Source organism: Sphingomonas pituitosa NBRC 102491, assembly GCF_001598435.1.
In the GTDB taxonomy this organism is placed as follows: domain Bacteria; phylum Pseudomonadota; class Alphaproteobacteria; order Sphingomonadales; family Sphingomonadaceae; genus Sphingomonas; species Sphingomonas pituitosa.
On sequence record NZ_BCYY01000001.1, the window covers coordinates 264,910 to 282,897 of the forward strand.

Annotated in this window: 15 protein-coding genes and 1 tRNA gene; 8 read left to right on the forward strand and 8 right to left on the reverse strand. The window is 66.8% G+C overall.

Features of this window, described 5'->3' with window-relative positions; translation table 11 throughout:
- The first annotated feature begins 20 nt into the window (after positions 1–20).
- The 3 genes from SPI01S_RS01265 to SPI01S_RS01275 are packed head-to-tail and all read left to right on the forward strand — an operon-like array spanning position 21 to position 2,415.
- The gene (locus tag SPI01S_RS01265; protein ID WP_066716917.1) at positions 21–587 is read left to right on the forward strand and encodes a DUF1285 domain-containing protein; all 567 of its coding nucleotides are present in this window, start codon (positions 21–23) and stop codon (positions 585–587) included.
- A complete protein-coding gene (locus tag SPI01S_RS01270) occupies positions 584–1,180 on the forward strand; it encodes a CoA pyrophosphatase (protein WP_066716920.1) in 597 nt (198 codons plus the stop codon). Before SPI01S_RS01265 ends, SPI01S_RS01270 begins: the two co-directional genes overlap by 4 nt.
- The gene (locus tag SPI01S_RS01275) at positions 1,168–2,415 is read left to right on the forward strand and encodes a CCA tRNA nucleotidyltransferase (RefSeq protein WP_066716922.1); all 1,248 of its coding nucleotides are present in this window, start codon (positions 1,168–1,170) and stop codon (positions 2,413–2,415) included. The genes SPI01S_RS01270 and SPI01S_RS01275 overlap by 13 nt, the downstream gene beginning before the upstream one ends.
- Here the strand turns inward: SPI01S_RS01275 and SPI01S_RS01280 are convergent.
- Both SPI01S_RS01280 and parC read right to left on the reverse strand, forming a co-directional pair.
- Positions 2,355–3,953: a putative bifunctional diguanylate cyclase/phosphodiesterase gene (locus tag SPI01S_RS01280; protein ID WP_066716924.1), complete on the reverse strand. Its 1,599-nt coding sequence runs from the start codon at positions 3,951–3,953 to the stop codon at positions 2,355–2,357. The genes SPI01S_RS01275 and SPI01S_RS01280 overlap by 61 nt on opposite strands.
- Before the next feature lie 181 nt (positions 3,954–4,134).
- A complete protein-coding gene (gene parC, locus SPI01S_RS01285; RefSeq protein WP_066716926.1) occupies positions 4,135–6,375 on the reverse strand; it encodes a DNA topoisomerase IV subunit A in 2,241 nt (746 codons plus the stop codon).
- 458 nt (positions 6,376–6,833) lie between these two features.
- On the opposite strand from parC, the gene SPI01S_RS01290 reads away from it, so the two are divergent.
- The 4 genes from SPI01S_RS01290 (at position 6,834) to purQ (ending at position 9,700) form a co-directional block, all read left to right on the forward strand.
- Positions 6,834–7,667: a DUF4349 domain-containing protein gene (locus SPI01S_RS01290; protein WP_066717637.1), complete on the forward strand. Its 834-nt coding sequence runs from the start codon at positions 6,834–6,836 to the stop codon at positions 7,665–7,667.
- Positions 7,668–7,809: 142 nt separating this feature from the next.
- Positions 7,810–8,589 carry a phosphoribosylaminoimidazolesuccinocarboxamide synthase gene (gene purC, locus SPI01S_RS01295; protein ID WP_010543438.1) on the forward strand — a complete coding sequence of 260 codons (780 nt, stop codon included), beginning with the start codon at positions 7,810–7,812 and terminating at the stop codon, positions 8,587–8,589.
- Positions 8,590–8,807: 218 nt separating this feature from the next.
- The gene (purS, locus tag SPI01S_RS01300) at positions 8,808–9,038 is read left to right on the forward strand and encodes a phosphoribosylformylglycinamidine synthase subunit PurS (RefSeq protein WP_066716929.1); all 231 of its coding nucleotides are present in this window, start codon (positions 8,808–8,810) and stop codon (positions 9,036–9,038) included.
- Positions 9,035–9,700, forward strand: coding sequence for a phosphoribosylformylglycinamidine synthase subunit PurQ (purQ, locus tag SPI01S_RS01305; protein ID WP_066716933.1), 666 nt, complete (start codon positions 9,035–9,037; stop codon positions 9,698–9,700). The genes purS and purQ overlap by 4 nt, the downstream gene beginning before the upstream one ends.
- 55 nt (positions 9,701–9,755) lie before the next feature.
- Here purQ and SPI01S_RS01310 read toward each other — a convergent pair whose 3' ends face one another.
- Both SPI01S_RS01310 and SPI01S_RS01315 read right to left on the reverse strand, forming a co-directional pair.
- Positions 9,756–10,535 carry a sulfite exporter TauE/SafE family protein gene (locus SPI01S_RS01310; RefSeq protein ID WP_084253200.1) on the reverse strand — a complete coding sequence of 260 codons (780 nt, stop codon included), beginning with the start codon at positions 10,533–10,535 and terminating at the stop codon, positions 9,756–9,758.
- Between the two features lie 108 nt (positions 10,536–10,643).
- Positions 10,644–11,387 (reverse strand): queuosine precursor transporter, encoded by a 744-nt coding sequence (locus SPI01S_RS01315; protein WP_066716936.1) that lies wholly within the window; start codon positions 11,385–11,387, stop codon positions 10,644–10,646.
- 62 nt (positions 11,388–11,449) lie between these two features.
- Between SPI01S_RS01315 and SPI01S_RS01320 the strand changes: the two genes are divergently transcribed.
- Positions 11,450–11,526: transfer RNA gene (locus SPI01S_RS01320), tRNA-Arg, on the forward strand.
- A 193-nt stretch (positions 11,527–11,719) separates the two neighbouring features.
- On the opposite strand, the gene SPI01S_RS01325 is transcribed toward SPI01S_RS01320, so the two are convergent.
- From SPI01S_RS01325 to SPI01S_RS01340, 4 genes are all read right to left on the reverse strand, one after another.
- Positions 11,720–13,018, reverse strand: a complete 1,299-nt coding sequence (locus SPI01S_RS01325; protein WP_066716941.1) for an MFS transporter — start codon at positions 13,016–13,018, stop codon at positions 11,720–11,722.
- A gap of 234 nt (positions 13,019–13,252) precedes the next feature.
- Positions 13,253–14,086, reverse strand: coding sequence for a shikimate dehydrogenase (aroE, locus tag SPI01S_RS01330; RefSeq protein WP_084253201.1), 834 nt, complete (start codon positions 14,084–14,086; stop codon positions 13,253–13,255).
- A 52-nt stretch (positions 14,087–14,138) separates the two neighbouring features.
- The gene (locus tag SPI01S_RS01335; RefSeq protein ID WP_066716947.1) at positions 14,139–17,072 is read right to left on the reverse strand and encodes a TonB-dependent receptor domain-containing protein; all 2,934 of its coding nucleotides are present in this window, start codon (positions 17,070–17,072) and stop codon (positions 14,139–14,141) included.
- Positions 17,073–17,156: 84 nt separating this feature from the next.
- Positions 17,157–17,849 carry a TetR/AcrR family transcriptional regulator gene (locus tag SPI01S_RS01340; RefSeq protein ID WP_066716950.1) on the reverse strand — a complete coding sequence of 231 codons (693 nt, stop codon included), beginning with the start codon at positions 17,847–17,849 and terminating at the stop codon, positions 17,157–17,159.
- Between the last annotated feature and the right edge of the window lie 139 nt (positions 17,850–17,988).

A 17,988-nucleotide genomic window follows, 5' to 3' on the forward strand; every position in this document is an offset into this window, starting at 1 on the left:
CGGCGCGCTAAGGGAGAGCCATGCCGAACACGCCACCCCCCGATTTCGCCAGCCTGTCGCTCGCCGAGATCGCCCGGCTGGCCGAGGAACATCGCCTGCCGCCGGTAGAGAGCTGGAACCCCGCACATTGCGGTGACAGCGAGATGCGCATTGCCCGCGATGGCACCTGGTTCCACCAGGGCAGCCCGATCGGCCGGCCGGCGATGGTCCGGCTCTTCTCCACCATCCTGCGCCGTGAAGCCGATGGCCGCTTCGTCCTGGTGACGCCGGTCGAGAAGCTGGACATCGCTGTAGAGGATGCCCCCTTCGTCGCGGTGGAGGTCAAGGTCGAAGGCGAAGGCGAGGCCATGCGGCTCGCCTTCCGGCTGAACACCGGCGACCTGGTCGTGGCCGGCCCGGAGCACCCGTTGCGGATCGAGGCGCGCGACGACGGGCCCCATCCCTATCTTGCGGTGCGCGGCGCGCTCGATGCGCTGATCGCACGCACCGTATATTATGAGCTCGCCCAGCTTGCCCTGGCGCGAGAGAATGTGCCGCCGGGCGTGTGGAGCCAGGGCATGTTCTTCCCGCTAGAGCCCGCTGCATGAGGCTTGCCGACCAGCTCCGCCGCGCACTGGCGAGCCGGCCGGCACAGGCGACGACTCTGCTGCCGGGCGACCATGCCATCTTTGATCCGGCACAGGTGCCGAGCGCCGCGGCGGTCTTGCTCGCGGTCACCGATCGCGAGACGCCCGGCGTGCTGCTCACCCGCCGCAATGCCAATCTGCGCCGGCATGCCGGCCAGATCGCCTTTCCGGGCGGGCGCATCGACCCGGAGGACAAGGACCCCGTCGACGCGGCCCTCCGCGAAGCCGAGGAGGAGATCGCCCTGCCCCGCCGCCTTGTCGAGGTGATCGGCATGGTGGAGGAGTATCGCACCGTCACCGGCTATCAGGTGACCCCGGTGATCGGCGTCGTCCCGCCGGACCTTCCGCTCGTCCCCTCGGAAGCGGAAGTCGCCGAAGTGTTCGAGGTGCCGCTCGCCTTCCTGCTCGACACGGCGAATCACGAAAAGAAACACGCGCTCTACCAAGGGCATGAGCGCCATTATTACGAGATAATGTGGAACGATTACCGGATTTGGGGCGCCACCGCGGCGATGCTGGTCAACCTGTCGCGGCGAATGGCATGGCCACGCTGACGCTGCCGGAAACCGACTGGCGCCATCGCCCCGGCCTCGACGCGCTGAACCGGGTGCTCGGGGCCGAGGATGGGCTTTCGCGCTTCGTCGGCGGCGCGGTGCGCGATGCCCTGCTCGGCACCCAGGTCGCCGATCTCGACATCGCCACCTCGCTGCCGCCGGAGGAAGTGCTGGCGCGCCTGCGGGCTGCCGGCATCCGCGCAGTACCGACCGGGATCGAGCATGGCACGATCACCGCGGTGCTGGAAAGCGGCCCGGTGGAGGTGACGACGCTTCGCCGCGACGTCTCCACCGACGGACGCCACGCCACCGTCGCCTTCACCGACGATTGGCGCGAGGATGCCGCCCGGCGCGATTTCACGATCAACGCGCTCTATGCCGATCCCATGACCGGCGCCCTGTTCGACTATTTCGGCGGGCTGCAGGATCTGGAAGCCCGGGCGGTCCGCTTCATCGGCGATCCGCTGCAGCGCATTGCCGAGGATCACCTGCGCATCCTCCGCTTCTTCCGCTTCCTCGCCCGCTTCGGCGACACGCCCGACGCCGCGGGACTGGACGCCTGCACCGCGCGGGCCCGCGACCTGATGGCACTCAGCCGCGAACGCATTCGCGACGAGCTGCTGAAGCTGCTGGTGGCGCGGGATGCGGTGGGCGTGGTGGCGCTGATGCTGGCGCGCGGCATCCTCGCGCCGGTCGTGCCGGAGATCACCAGCGCCGAAGCGCTGGGCCGTCTGGCCGCGCGCGAGGCAGAACTGGGCGTCGCGGCCGATCCGATCCGTCGCCTCGCCGCGCTGCTCCCCCGGGATCCGGCGCTGGGGGACCAGATCGGCGCCCGGCTGAAGCTTTCCAACGCCCAGCGCAAGCGCATCGTCCTGGCCTTGACCGACGGGGGCACCGAAAGCGCCCGGGCGCTTGCCTATCGCATCGGTCGCGAGGGTGCCGAGGATCGCCTGCTGCTCGCCGCGGGCGACGAAACCCTGCTGGGCCAGGGCTGGCGACAGCTCGCCGGCTGGGACATTCCCCGCCTGCCGCTTTCCGGTGGCGCGCTGGTCCAGCGCGGCCTGGCCAAGGGGCCGGATGTCGCCCGCGCGCTGCGTGCCATCGAGGAGCAGTGGATCGCGGAAGCCTTTCCCGATGCGGCGCGGGTCGATGCGATCGCCGACGCCGTCGTGGCTCAGGCCTTGAACGCCTCGATCAGCGCGAAGGCGGCGTCGCCGGGTACCGGCCGCGAGTAATGATAGCCCTGGCCGTAGGTGCAGCCTAGCGCCCCCAGCGTCTGGGCAAGCTCGGGGGTCTCGATGCCCTCGGCGGTGGTCTGCATGCCCAGTGCATAGGCGAGGCTGAGGATCGCGCGGATGATCGCCACCTTGTCGCGATCGGCGAGCATGCCGGTCACGAAGCTGCGGTCGATCTTCAACACGTCGATCGGCAGCTTCTGCAGATAGGCGAGATTCGAATAGCCGGTGCCGAAATCGTCCATCGCCAGCGTGGTGCCGAGGTCCTTCAGCGCCGACATGGTCTGCGCGATGCGATCGGGGTCGCTGACGATCGCGCTTTCGGTCAGCTCCAGCGTGAAGCGCGAGCCGGGCATGTTGTGGCGATCGAGCGCGTTCTTCACCATCGCGCCGATCTGGTCGCGCTGGAGCTGGATCGCCGAGAGGTTGACCGCGATCTTCACGCCGCAATCGCCGCCGGCCCGCGCGTCCCACGCGGCGAGCGTGCGCGCCGCCTCCTCCATTGCCCAGCGGCCGAGCGGCACGATCAGCCCCGATTCCTCTGCAACGGGAATGAAGGCGTTGGGCGAAATCAGCACGCCGTCGTCGTTGGTCCAGCGGGCCAGCGCCTCGAACGAGGTGATGTGACCGGTGCCCAGATCGCAGATCGGCTGGAAGTTCAGCGTCATGCAGCCGTTTTCGATGGCGCGGCGGAGCTCGGTCTCGATCGCGAACTGCTCGCGCGCAAGGTCGAAGGCACGGGTGTGGTAGAATTCGGTGTGGCCGCTCTTCTTCGCCCGGCGGACCGCCAGTTGGGCGTTGCGCACCAGATCCTCGGGATCGCCGTCGATGTCGCGGCCCAGCGCGATGCCGATCGAACAATCGACGCGGATCTCGAAATTGGAAAGCCGGAACGGGTTGGTGAAGGCGGCATGCACGCGCTTCGCCACCTGCACGGCGTCGTCAGGGCCGTCGTCCAGCGCCATGAGGACGCCGAATTCGTCGCCACCGATGCGCGCCAGCATGTCCCGTCCGCGCAGTGCGCCCTTGATTCGGCGGGCAACCGAAATCAGCAGTTCGTCGCCCGCCAGTGCCCCCATGCAAGCGTTGACGCGGCTGAAGCGATCGAGATTGATCACCAGCACCGAATAGCCGGCGGCATCCTTCTCGCCGATGCTGGTTTCCAGCTCGTCGGAAAAGCCGGCGCGGTTCGGCAGGCCGGTCAGGCTGTCGGTCGCCATTTCGCGACGGAGGCTCTGCTCGGTCCGCAGCTCGGAGGTCTGATCGACCAGGGTGATCAGGCAGCGCGGCTCAGCGGGCGAGCGGCGCGCAAGCATGACGCGGAAGTGGCGGCTGTCGACTTCGCCGCCGAAGCGCCAGGCGATTTCCTCCCGCTCGCTTTCGGAGGCAAGGAACTGCCCGATTCGCGCGCCGAGCAGCTGGATCACCGGGGATTCCTGCGCGGTACAGCCGAGCCCGGACACCCGAAATTGCGCGTTGACCGCGGCGAACACGTAGCGGCCGTCGCGGATCTCCAGCACGGCGGCGGGGATCGGCATGAGCTCGAGAAGACCATCGGTGCCGGGCGGCAGCGGGAAGGAAGGGTCCTCCGCCGCTGGAGCAGGCTCCACCGTACGCACACTGAAAGCCCGGACCCTACGAAACGCCATCCCCTTCGGTGTAGCCGCAAACTAGTTAAGGCGCTCTGAAGGGCGGGCGCGCCTCACAGGGTTTTGACGATCAGAACTTGTTATCGCGCGGGAAGCCGGTGGGCGGCATCCGCCCCGCCGCGCCGCGCGCGGCACGCCACGGCATCACGTCGGGTTCGGAGCGATAGCGCGCCTGCTCGCCGCCCATCCGCCAGCGCAGGCCATCGGCGAACTTGAAGGTGATCACGTCGGACAGGCCGCCGTCGCGATAGCGCTGCAGCTGCACGCCCTGCCCGCGCGTCATCTCCGCCACTTCGGAAAGCGGGAAGACCAGCATCTTGCGGTTGTCGCCGATCGCCGCGACGAAATCGTCCTCCGCGCCGATCGGGCGGACCAGCTTGAGATGCGCGCCCGGCCGCGGCGCCATCACCTGCTTGCCCTTGCGCGTCTCCGCAATCACTTCCTGCGTGCTGACGACGAAGCCGCGGCCGTCGTTCGCCGCGACCAGCAGCTTCGGCGCGGCGCTGGCGGGCAGCAGCGTGACGATGTGCCGCTCGGCCTCCAGATCGACCAGCAGCCGCACCGGCTCGCCGAAGCCGCGGCCGCCGGGCAGCTTGTCCGCCCCCAGCGTGTAGAAGCGGCCATTGTCGGCCGCGAGCAGCAGCTTGTCGGTGGTCTGGGCGTGGAAGGCAAGGAAGGGCCCGTCGCCTTCCTTGAACTTCAGCGCCTCGCCGCCAAGGTCCTCGACATGGCCCTTCATCGCGCGGATCCAGCCGCGCTGCGAAAGGATGACGGTGATCGGCTCGCGCTCGATCATCGCCTCCAGCGGGATCTCGCGCGCGGGCGCCATCTCGATGATCGCGGTGCGGCGGGCGCCGAGCGGCGTCTCCTGGCCGTAGCGCGTGATCATCTTGCCCAGCGCGCGCTTCATCCAGGTGCGCTGGCGGGCCTCGGAGCCGAGCAGCGTCTCCAGATCCGCCTGCTCCTTCTCCAGCTTGTCCTGCTCGCGGCGGAGCTCCATTTCCTCCAGCTTGCGCAAGGAGCGCAGGCGCATGTTGAGGATCGCCTCGGCCTGGCGATCGGTCAGTTCGAACTCGGCCATCATGATCGGCTTGGGCTCGTCCTCGCCCCGGATGATCTCGATCACCCGGTCGAGGTTGAGATAGGCGGTGATGTAGCCGCGCAGCAGCTCCAGCCGATCGGCGATCTTGGCCAGCCGGTGCTGCGACTTGCGCTGCAGCACCACGAACTGATGCTCCAGCCAGCCGGCCAGCGCCTCGCCCAGGCTCATCACCCGCGGCGTGCGGTTCTTGTCGAGCACGTTGAGGTTGAGCGGCACGCGCACTTCGAGGTCGGACAGGCGGTAGAGGCTGTCCATCAGCGTGTCGGCGTCGACCGTGCGGCTGCGCGGTTCGAGGACGATACGGATGTCCTCCGCCGATTCGTCGCGCACGTCCCCCAGGATCGGCAGCTTCTTGTCGTTGATCAGCGCGGCGATGCCCTCGATCAGCTTGCCCTTCTGCACGCCGTAGGGGATCTCGGTGACGACGAGGTGCCAGCCCCCGCCCTTTTCGGTCACCTTCTCGATCCTGGCCCGCACGCGGAAGCTGCCGCGGCCCGTGGTATAGGCCTCGGCGATCGCGGCGGGGCTGTCGACGGCGATGCCGCCGGTCGGGAAGTCCGGGCCCTTCACATAGTCGAGCACGTTCGCCTGCGGATTGTCGATCAGCGCGACCGCGGCCTGCATCAGCTCGGCGGCGTTGTGCGGCGGGATGCTGGTCGCCATGCCCACCGCGATGCCCGCGGCACCATTGGCCAGCAGGTTCGGGAACAAGCCCGGAAACAGCTCGGGCTCCTCGTCCTCGCCGTTGTAGGTGGGCCGGAAATCGACGGCATTCTCGTCGAGGCCGTCCATCAGGTCGATCGCGACCTGGGTCAGCCTCGCCTCGGTGTATCGGTACGCAGCAGCGTTATCGCCGTCGATATTGCCGAAATTGCCTTGCCCGTCGACCAGCGGATAGCGCAGCGCGAAGGTCTGCGCCAAGCGCACCATCGCGTCATAGACCGAGGCATCGCCATGCGGGTGATACTTACCGATCACGTCGCCGACAACGCGCGCGCACTTCTTGTAGCCGCTCGCCGGATCCAGCTTGAGCAGCCGCATCGCCCAGAGCAGCCGGCGATGCACCGGCTTCAGCCCGTCGCGAACGTCGGGCAGCGAGCGCGCGGTGATCGTCGACAGCGCATAGACGAGATAGCGCTCGGACAGTGCGCTGTCGAAGGGGACGTCGGAGGCGCCGGAAGGTTCGGAAACGTCGGTGTCGAGGGTCATCGCAGACTGGATAGCAGGCACCAGGGGGAAACGCCAAGGGCGTTCCCCTTATGATCCGCATCCTCCGTCAGATTGTTTCGGGATCAGCCCACCAGATGGCGGAAGAAGCTGCGGTTCCTGCCGATCGGCACGAGCAGCGAGAGCATGCCCCGGCGATTGGCCGGCGGTGTTCCCCGCGTCCCCCCTTCTCCGCCAGCACCACCCCTGCGCCGGTCGATCGCTGGATCGAATCCAGTTCTTCGTCGCGGAAATGCCTTGCCCAAGCGGGTCATCGTCCGTCCCGCCGCAAAACCGGTGTCCCTTCCCATTTCAGGACGCTTCAGGCGCGACCGGGCGGATCGCCAACTTTGGCGAGCAGCAAAGTTCGCCGCATTTTTGCCGCAATTGCGGCAGCAATGTGGCTTGACTTTGTCCTAGCGGGGTGATGGGATTTGCGCTCCACCATCAAGGGGATGTCGATGCGCAAGGTTCTGATGCTCGGTTGTGCGGCACTGCTTGCCGCCTGCTCCACCAATGACGGCACCGGCACCGGCGAGGCGCTGCAGGAGACGGCGGAGAGCACCCCCGGGCCCGGGGCAGATCCGCTCAAGGTGAGTCTGCCGCAACTTGCCTATCGCTACTCGCTCAGCTTCCTGCTGCCGGACGCCCACCTCGCCCAGATCCAGGAAGAGCATCGTGCCCTCTGCGAACGCCTGGGGCCGGCGCGGTGCCAGCTGGTTGCGCTGACCCGCGACGACGCCGAAGGTCGCGCCGGCAACGCGCTGCTGAAGCTGCGGGTCGCGGCCGCGGACGCTGCCTATTTCACCGGCGAAGCGGCGCGACGGGTCACTGCGGCCGGCGGCAGCGCGCTCGATACCAACGTCACCGGCGATGACGTGTCGAAGGACCTCAGCGACACCGCGGCCCGCATCCAGCAGCGCGAATTGCTGGTCGCCCGGCTGACCGAAACATTGCGGACCCGCAAGGGCTCCGTCGGGGAACTGGTGGAGGCGGAACGCAGCGTCGCCGCGGCGCAGGAAGAACTCGACAAGGCGCGCGCGTGGCAGCGCGAATTGCGGGGGCGCGTGACCATGGCGGAGGTGGAGATCCGCTACCGGCCACTCGCCGCGCCCGCCTCCGGCGCCAGCGTGGGTGCGGCTCTGGGGGAAGCGGTGCAGGGATCGGCTTCCGCCTTTGCCTGGGGCATGCAGCTGCTGCTTTCGCTGGCGATCTACCTGCTGCCCTGGGCCGCAGTGTTCGGCGCCGGCGTGGCGGTCGCGACGCTGCTGCGAAGGCGCAACCCCGCGGCGTGATCCGACGCGCCGCTTTGAGAGCTACGCCGCATTGCACCCTCGCCCCCCTTGCGGTATAGCGCGAGGCCTTCCAGAGCCCCGGCGATCACGCGGAGAAATCCCGTGGAGCCGGGGCAACGCATTTCCAAGGGACTAGGCCGACATGGCACGCCGCCGGCAAATCTACGAAGGCAAGGCTAAGATTCTCTATGAGGGTCCGGAGCCGGGCACGCTGATCCAGTATTTCAAGGACGACGCAACGGCCTTCAATGCCCAGAAAAAGGGCACGATCAACGGCAAGGGCGTGCTCAACAACCGCATCAGCGAGCATGTCTTCACGCTGCTCGGCGGCATCGGCATCCCGACGCACTTCATCCGCCGCCTCAACATGCGCGAGCAGCTGATCCGCCAGGTCGAGATCGTGCCGATCGAGGTCGTGGTGCGCAACGTCGTCGCCGGCTCGCTGGCGAAGAAGCTCGGCATCGAGGAAGGCACCCCGCTGCCCCGCACCATCGTCGAATATTACTACAAGGACGATGCGCTCGGCGACCCGATGGTTACCGACGAGCACATCCTCGCCTTCGGCTGGGCCGCGCAGGAAGAACTGCACGACATGGCCGACATGGCGATCCGCGTGAACGACTTCCTCTCGGGTCTGTTCGCCGGCATCGGCATCCGCCTGGTCGACTTCAAGCTCGAGTTCGGCCGGATCTGGGAAAACGAATATCCCCGGATCATCCTGGCCGACGAGATCAGCCCCGACGGCTGCCGCCTGTGGGATATCACCACGGGCGAGAAGCTCGACAAGGATCGCTTCCGTCGCGATCTCGGCGGCGAAGTCGAGGCCTATCAGGAAGTGGCGCGCCGCCTCGGCCTGTTCCCCGAAGGCGACGCTTCCGACGTGCTCGACCTCGAAACGCACCGCAAGAAGCGCGGCAAGTAACTTAGCATTTCCTCCCCCGGAGCATGGCTCCGGGGGAGGAGGACCATTCGCAGAGCGAATGGTGGAGGGGGCCTCGCCGCGTGCGGGGCCCTTGTCGTTTCCCCCTCCACCACGTCGCTGCGCAGCGCGGTCCCTCTCCCCCGCTTCGCGGCGGAGGAAACGGATCCACCCACGATTTCCGATTGCGACTTTGGCCCTACCGCGCCATAGGCGCGCCCATGAAACTCCGCATCATCGTCACCTTGAAGAACGGCGTGCTCGATCCGCAGGGCAAGGCCATTCAGAACGCGCTCGGCGGCCTCGGTTTCGAGGGCGTCGAGGATGTCCGCGCCGGCAAGATCTTCGAACTGGAGGTCGCCGACTCGACGAGCGACGCCGCCATCGACGAGATGTGCCGCAAGCTGCTCGCCAACACGGTGATCGAGAACTACCGGGTCGAAACGCTGTGAAGACCGCGGTCATCGTCTTCCCCGGCTCCAACTGCGATCGCGACATCGCGGTCGCGCTGGAGAGCGTGACCGGCACCAAGCCGCACATGGTGTGGCATGGCGACAGCGAGCTGCCCCAGGGCCTGGGCCTGATCGCCCTGCCCGGCGGCTTTTCCTATGGCGACTATCTCCGCTGCGGCGCCATCGCGGCCCGCTCGCCGGTGGTCAAGGCGGTGGTGGAAGCCGCAAATGGCGGCACGCCGGTGATCGGCATCTGCAACGGCTTCCAGGTCCTCACCGAAACCGGGCTGCTGCCGGGGGCGCTGATGCGCAACGCCGGCCTCGATTTCGTCTGCCGCGACGTGCCGCTGAAGGTGGAGAACGCGCAGTCGATCTTCACCAGTGCCTATCAGGCGGGCGAGGAACTCTCGATCCCGGTTGCGCACCATGACGGCAACTATTTCGCCGATGCCGAAACGCTGGATCGCCTCGAAGGCGAGGGCCGCGTGGCGTTCCGCTATGGCCAGAACATCAACGGTTCGGCGCGGGGCATCGCCGGCGTGGTGAACGCCGCCGGCAACGTGCTCGGCATGATGCCGCACCCGGAGCGCAAGATCGAAGCCGCGCATGGCGGCAGCGATGGCCGCCGGCTGTTCGAAGGCCTGCTCGCCGCGGTCGCCTGACCGCTACAGACTCCCAAAATAAGGTCGCGGTCGCCTGACCGCGGCCTTTTTTGTTTCAGAAGAGCATCTTCAGCCCCACCACGGCCAGCGTGGCGGCAAGGATCGGCACCAGCACCTTGTCCGACGTGCGCGTCGCCAGCAGGCTGCCGAGGATGATGCCGGGGATCGATCCGGCGAGCAGCGACACCAGCAGCGCGCCGTTCACCGATCCCAGCCACCAATGGCCGAGCCCCGCGAGCAAGGTCAGCGGCACGGCATGGGCGATGTCCGAGCCGACCAGCCGGTTCACCGCCTGGTGCGGGTAGAGCATCAGCAGCGCGGTCATCCCCAGCGCACCCGCGCCTACCGAGGTCAGCGACACCAGCAGCCCCAGCACCGCGCCCAGCGCGATCGTGACATAGCCGATCCGCGCCTCGCCCAGCCGCTCGAACTTCGGCGCCATGAAGGTGACGAGCCGGCCCCGGAAGAAGGTGGCGATTGCGGTCACCAGCAGCGCGATGCCAAGCGTCACCGTGATCAGCCCGCCGCTGTTCTTGGCATGCTCCTGCGCGTTCGACAGGAACAGCAGCGTCAGGATCGTCGCCGGCACACTTCCATAGGCAAGGCGCCGCACGACCTTCCAGTCGATCGTGCCGTGCAGGCCGTGCACCCCTGCCCCGACGGTCTTGGTGGCGGAAGCGTAGAGCAGGTCGGTGCCCACGGCGGTGGCCGGATGGAAGCCGAAGGCAAGCACCAGCAACGGCGTCATCAGCGAGCCGCCGCCGACACCGGTCATGCCGACCAGCAAGCCGACGAGCACCCCGGCGATGGAATAGAGCGGATTGATCGCGAGCACGGGAATCCTTGAACCGATTTCCCACCAGCATGCGGGGATTTCCCGCGAACGCCAGAAAGATTTGGTTTCAGCCCTTCGCGGCGGTCCCCGCTTGCGGCCGGCCGATGCTCAGACGCGGGTGGCGAAGGGCGTGAAGTCCGTGCCCTCGTCGAACACGTCGACGCCTTCGGCGCGCTTCAGGAAACCGACGACGACATAGGTCAGCGGCGTCAGCAGCACTTCCCAGGCGACCTTCAGGAACCATTGGGTGAACAGAACCTTCACGACGAGCGCATCGGTCCAGCCTTCCGCGCGCAGGAAGGCGAGCGGGTAGAAGATCAGGCTGTCCATCGCCTGGCCGGCGATCGTGGAGCCGATCGTGCGCGTCCACAGCATCCGTCCGCCGGTCCACAGCTTCATCCGGGCAAGGACATAGGAATTGACGAACTCTCCCGCCCAGAAGGCGCAGACCGAGGCGAGGACGATGCGCGGCACCTGTCCGAAGATCACCGCATAGGCCGCCTGGTTCTTCCAGTCGGGCGCGGGCGGCAGCTTCACCACCACCCAGGCCATGAAGGCCATGAACAGCACCGCCGCGGTGCCCGCCCAGATCACCCGGCGCGCACGGGCGTACCCATACACCTCGGTCAGCACGTCGCCGATGATGTAGGAAATGGGGAAGAACAGGATTCCCGCCCCGAACGGCCAATAGCCCACGCCGGGAAGCCAGATCTGCGCCACCTTGCCCGCGCCGATCACGTTCGACAGCAGAATGATCGCGACGAACGCGGCCATCACGAAGTCGAAATAGCGGAAATGCCCGCCGGCGAGGCTGCGGGCGGTGACGTGCGTGGGGCGGGACGACATGTTCATTGCACCGCACTATGCGAGGCGTTTGCCCCGCGCGCAATCTGCGCCTAAAGGCATCTCCGCGCGCGCCCGTAGCTCAGTTGGATAGAGCACGAGCCTTCTAAGCTTGGGGCCGCTGGTTCGAATCCAGCCGGGCGCGCCATTTCTAAAGGACCAGTTCGTTCAGCGCAAACGCGTCAGGCATACGTCAAACACACGCGTTGAGATTGCTCCCGGCGCATTCCCGATTCGGATTGTCGTGCGCGTGCCGAACGCGAAGCGCGCCCGCGCCGCTGTGCGCGCTCGACCCTGCCGCGCAACGTCAGGCAGGGGGTAGCTTGTGCGAGCAAGCGATCTCACGCCCGTTTCAAACCAAGCAACGCCAGCGAAGCGATGAGCGACCCAATTGCCATCGCCGCTGCCACGCCCTGCAGCTGGAGGTTCAACGAAAACAAGATCCCCGCGAGGATCGGTCCCAGCGCCGCTCCGCCCCGGCCCACACCGATCACGAATCCGGTACCGGAACCACGAGCATGGGTGGGAAAACTCTGCGCGATCAGCGCATACATGCCGACGACACCGGCATTGGTGCAGAAGCCGGCGATCCCGGCGATCCAGGCGAGGCCGGCCAAATCGTGCGCGCCCTGCCCAAACAGCGTCACCATCGCCGTCGCGGCAATCAGGGCGACGACCAGCAGACTTCGCAGCGGCACACGCCAGCTCAGCACGCTGAGCAGCACGGCGCCGAGCAGTCCGCCGACATTGGCCCAGACCAGCACGCCTGCCGCCTGCGACGCGGGATAGCCCATGTCCACGACGATCTTCGGCAACCATTTCAGGATGAAGTAGAAGGTCATGATGTGGCAGAAATAGGCAATGGTAAGCAGGATCGTCGTCCGCGCGAGCGGGGCTGCGAACAGTTGCGCCAGGGGCAGCTTGCTGCTGCTTTCGCCGACGGGCGGCAGCGCATCGAGCGGCGGGCGGCCCATGCGGGACAACAGCGAATTGACGCGGTCCAGCGCGCCTGCCGGCTGGCGCTGGATCAGATAGCGGATCGATTCCGGCATCAGCCACCATGCAATCGGCAGGAACAGCGCGGTCATGCCGGCACCGAACAGAAAGACGTGTCGCCACTCGCCCCCCGCCAGCAGCGTCGCGGCGACCGAGCCGCCGACGATGGCACCTACCGGATATCCCGAAGCCATCAAGCCCACCGCGATACTGCGCGTCCGCGCGTTGGCAAGCTCCGCTACCATGGCATTGGTGCATGCTAGCATTCCACCGATACCCAGGCCGGTAACCAGCCGGAAGGCGGAGAGCGTTTCGACATCCCCGGCGAAGGTCGCCGCGAGCATCCCGATCGCCATCAGGACCAGGCACGACAGGATGGCCGGGCGACGTCCGGCGCGGTCCGCATAGGCGCCCAGCACGACCGAGCCCACGGCCATGCCGATCAGTTCCATCGACAGCACCAGCCCCAGCGCTGCTCGATCGATCCCCCATTCCGCCGCAATGCCAGGAGACGCGAAACTGATCGCCAGCACGTCGAACCCGTCCAGGGCGTTGAGCAGCAGGCAGAGCAGAATGCCCAGCAGCTGGGTGCGGCTCAGCGGTGCCTCATCGAGCGCGTGATGCAGTCCTTGCGATTCCGTCATGCAACCTCCCCGCAGGGACTTTGCGGCCCCCTTTTTGAAACGACGGACGCTGTTGTCGCCTCGCCATTGTTATGCCGCATAGCATTCTTCTGGCCGTTGGCAAAGCGATCGACGACGCCCGGCCCCCGCGCGAACAGGCTGGCCGGGCCGACCCTCGGCCCTGGCGTCGAAGGCGTGCAGCAGGAGGAAGAAGCGGCCCGCAGGGGACACGCGCCGCGGTGCCGAATCGGTCCCTCAGCTGCGTTCGAACGCTGTATTCATGCGCGCGACATCGGCCCGGTGGCCGGTGATGATCTCGAACGCTTCGGCCGCCTGGCGGATCACCATGCCCGTCCCGTCCAGGACCGAGCAGCCGGCCGCGCGCGCCTCGCGCAACAACTGGGTCTCGCGCGGGAAATACACGATGTCGGCAACCCATTGCTCGGCCCGCAGGGCTGCGGTCTCGATCGAGGTGCCCGGCTTGGACGTCATGCCGATCGGCGTCGCGTTGACGATGCCGTCCACCGCGTCGAGGTTGAGCCGGTCCGCCGCGACGATATCGATGACGGCATCGAGGAAGTGCCCCCGCAGGCGCTCGGCCAATTCGCGTGCGCGATGTACGTCCACGTCCGCAAGCCGAAGGCGCCGCACGCCCAGGGAGAGCAACGCATTCGCTACCGCCGCGCCGGCACCGCCCGCGCCGACCTGCAGAACATGATCCAGCCGTGCTTCCGGCAGTCCGCTGCGCAGGCTCTCACGGAAGCCGATCATGTCCGTATTGTGCCCGGTCAGCCGCCCGTCGCGGATCGCCACGGTGTTCACCGCTCCCACGATCCGCGCGCTTTCCGCAAGATCGTCGAGCAGCGGCATTACCGCCTGTTTGAACGGGTAGGTCACGTTGAAGCCGTGATACCCCTCGTCCCGCATCCGGGCGAGCTGGTCGCCCAGCGCGGAATCGGGAAGCGACAGGGCATCGAAGTCGACCAGCGTGTAGCGCAGGGCAAGCCCTTGCGCGCGCGCTTCCTCCTCATGAAGCCAGGGCGATCGCGACGCCTGGATCGAACGGCCGATCAGCCCGGATTTCATCATCGCTCTCACTCTCGAAACACGGTCCGGGGGCGGCGTGGTCCGCCCCCTTTCCTCAGAATCCAAACCGTACGCCCGCATAGAAGGACCGGCCGATCGCATCGTACAGCGCCACGTCGGTCCCGTTCTGCGAGCTGGCCACGAAGGGCAGGCTCTTGTCGAACAGGTTGTTCACGCCCAGCCGGAACTCGAAGCCCTTGGCCGCCTTGATCGTCGCGAACGCATCCCAGATCGAATAGGCGGGCACCCCCACCTGCGCGGTCGCCGGCGTCAGCACCGAGCTGATGTCGCGCAGCTTGTCCTGGTAGCGCCAGCGCAGGCCGACGCTGCCGCTGTCCGAGCGGACCCCGAACGACGTGAGCGACCGCCATTCCGGCGTCGCACGCGGGGGCACGCTGGTCGGCAACGCACCGCCGTTGCTGATGCCGGTATAGTTGAGGAACGCGGCGCCGGGCAGCAGCTGGACCTTGTAGTTTCGCGTCCAGTCGACCCCGACATTGGCGAACAGCCGCGTCGACGAACCGAGGAACGCCGCCGGCACGCTCCAGTTGACCTGGAACTCGACACCGTCGGTGCGCAGCCCGCCGATGTTCAGATAAGGCGTGTTCACCGTGACGATCTGCCCGGTGGTATCGCGCTGGATCAGCCCGCAATAGGCGTTGGCGGCATCATAGTTCGGGTTGGCGCCATCGAGGTTGAAGCATTTCGACAGCACGGTCAGGCCCGGCACGGTCGAGATCACGTTCGACACCTTGATGTTGTAATAATCGACCGAGACCGTCAGCTCGCCGAGCGCACCCGATCCCGGCGTGTTGAACACGAAGCCCAGATTGTAGGTATCCGCCTTCTCGGGGGTGAGCCCCTTGTTCCCAGCGATGGTCTGCCCGGTGGCCGTGGTCGGGAAGGTATAGGAACCGATCGCCGCACCCGGTACGCCCTGTGCGACGCAGAGCGCGGCAACACGCGCGCCGTTGGCGCCGGTGCGAGCGGTCGAGCGGACGTCGCACGGATCGCCGAGCGAGCCCGGCGGCGTGCCGATCACCAGCTGCGTGCCCGAGGCCGGCGTGAACAGCTCGCCGATATTGGGTGCGCGGACCGCGCGCTGATAGCTGCCGCGGATCAGCAGCGGCTTGATCGGCCGCCAGCGCAGGTCGCCCTCATAGCTGGTCACGCTGCCGGTAACCGAATAGTCGGAGACGCGCACCGCGCCGCCGATCCCCAGCTCGTGGAAGAAGGGCCGGTTGGCGAGCAGCGGCACATCGACCTGCGCTGCGAACTCCTTGACCGAGATCCGGCCGTTGGCGGCAGCGGAGGCGATCACCGACTCGATGTTCTGCGCGGCGAGATCGCTGTCCGGCGTGAAGTCATAGCTGTTGCGGCGATAGCTGCCGACGAACGCCACCTGCGCCGGCCCGGCCCCCAGATCGAACAGCTTGCCGTTCACCTGCAGCTGCGCCTGGGTCTGGGAGAGGTTCTCCTGCGAGAAGGCGGTCTTGGTGATATAGGCGCGGCACGCCGCCGAAAGCCCGCGGGCGTTGGCATCGCCGAAGATGTTCAGCCCGCCGGCGCAGGCCGAAGCGCCCCCGTCGGGCGCGTTGAGCAGCGTCTGCACGCGGCTCTTCAGCACGGCGTTGTTGATCTTCTGGTCATGGAGCGATTCGTCGTAGGAAACGAAGGCGTCGAAGCTCCAGCCCGCCGCGATATCGCCGCGCAGCCCGGCGAGATATTGCTGAATCGTATAGTTTTCGTCGAAGCTCTTGTACGGCACGCCGACATAGCGGCCGTTCCAGCTGAACGGCGCAGATGCATTTGGCCGCGAGGCGAGGATCGTCCGCAGCGCCGCCGGGACGAACGGGTTTGTGACCGGCACCGTTGTCAGCGCGCCGAACTGGGTGAGGCTACCTCCGCTGGCGGTATGGACCTTGAGGTCGACATACATGAACTGGCCGTATGCGGTCAGGCCGGGCCGCACCTCGTAGTCGGCCTTGAGGAACGCGGTCTTGCGGTTCATCGCGTTCTGGAAGTCGATCTGCTGGCCAACCGGCATGCGGACATTGTTGCCGACGATCAGATAGCCCTGATTGTTGGTCGGCCCGCGATAGTTGATCGCGCCGGTCTGCACGAACAGCGTGCCGTCATTGTTGAAGCCCAGGTTCAGCAGCGGGTTGATCGTGCCAGTGGTGCCGTATCCGGCGAACACGCCGTTCACCGCAGCGGCGCTCGGCGCATTGGTCGCGCTCGGCACGAAGGTTCCGGTGCTGATGAACGAGGACGGCGTCTTGTCGTTGAAGAAGCTGCGGCTGCTGCCGTTGACCGGATCGGCCTTGGCATAGCTGAACGCGGCGACGACATGGCCGCGATTGTCGGCGAAGTTGCTGCCGAACGCGACCGAGCCGTTGAAACGATAGGAGTCGCCCCGCTCCGAGATGCCGTTCTGCAGGTCGACGCGCACCCCTTGCAGGCTGCGCACCGTCCTGAAATTGACCACGCCGGAGATAGCGTCCGAACCGTACACCGCCGAAGCACCGCCGGTGATCACATCGACGCCTTCGAGGATCGCATCCGGCAGGATGTTGATGTCGACATTGCCGTTTACGTCCGACACCGGCAGGCGGCGCCCGTCGAGCAGCACGAGGTTCCGGTTGGAGCCGAGACCGTGCAGGTTGACGGTCGAGCGGCCACCCTGGCCCTGCCCGCCGGTGCTGCCGTTGCCGGAGACGGTGAAGCTCGGAATCTGGTTGAGCGCGTCGACCACATTGACCGTGCCGGTTTGCTTCAACGCCTCGGTGCTGACCGAGGTGATCGGGCTGGCGGAACTGTCGTTGGGGCGGCGGATCAGCGATCCGGTGACGATGATCTCCGCCTCCTGGGCATCGGTCGACGCTGGCGGCGCGCCTGCCATATTCTGTGCGGCGGCGGGAAGTGCCGCCGTGCCCAATGCCAACATGGATGCAGTCAGCGCCAACCGCGCGCGCGCATTGCCCTTCATAGCCTCTCTCCCGATGCGCTGGACTTTTCGCCGGCGTCGGGAGCGATTTAGTGTTACGAACTCGTTCCTGTCAAATAAATTGGATCAAGGGGTGGCAGGCCCGGCGGCGCCGACCCATGCAAGCAGGATGTCGCCCACCTGCCGCGCCCGCCGCTCGATCGCCTCGGGGCTGTGCATGTCGACGCCGAAATTATGCGCGAAGGTGAACTGGTTGGAGACGTTGTAGAAGGCCAGCGCGGTCATGTTCATGTGCAGGTCGACCGGGTCGATGCCGGCGCGGAACACGCCCTCCGCTTCGCCGCGGGCGAGGATGCGGGCGAGCAGGTCGATCACGCGGCGATTGTTCGTCGGCAAGCCCTCGATCTGCTTCAGATGCTCGGCCCGGTGGATATTCTCGTTCATCACCAGCCGCACCAGCTCCGGGTGCTGCGAATGGTAGCGGACGTCATGCTCGACCAGCCGGCGCAGGGCATCGGCGGCGCTGCCGCTGTCGATATCGACCTCGCGCTCGCTGGCACGAACACGGCGATAGGCGCGCTCCAGCACCGCGCGATACAATTCGTCTTTGCTGCTGAAATAATAGTAGATCTTGCGCTTGGTGGCGCGGCCCGCAATTTCGTCGATGCGGGCGCCGGCCAGCCCCTTCTCCACGAATTCCTCGGTGGCGATGTCGAGAATGGCGTTGATCGCCTCCTCGCGCGCCTGGGCACGCGTGCGAGGCGCGCGGGACCCTTCGGCTTCGGGCAGGGCGTCGGCTGCGGTTTCTGCGTCGGACATGCGGTTTTCCTATCCCGCGCAGTTCTGGACGCAATGACATTCCACCAAGCCGCACAAAATTAGTGGTACGAACTCGTTCCTCTTTTTTCTTGCAGCAGGCCTGCAAGCTGGTAAGCCTTGGTCCCAAAGCGGCCAAAGC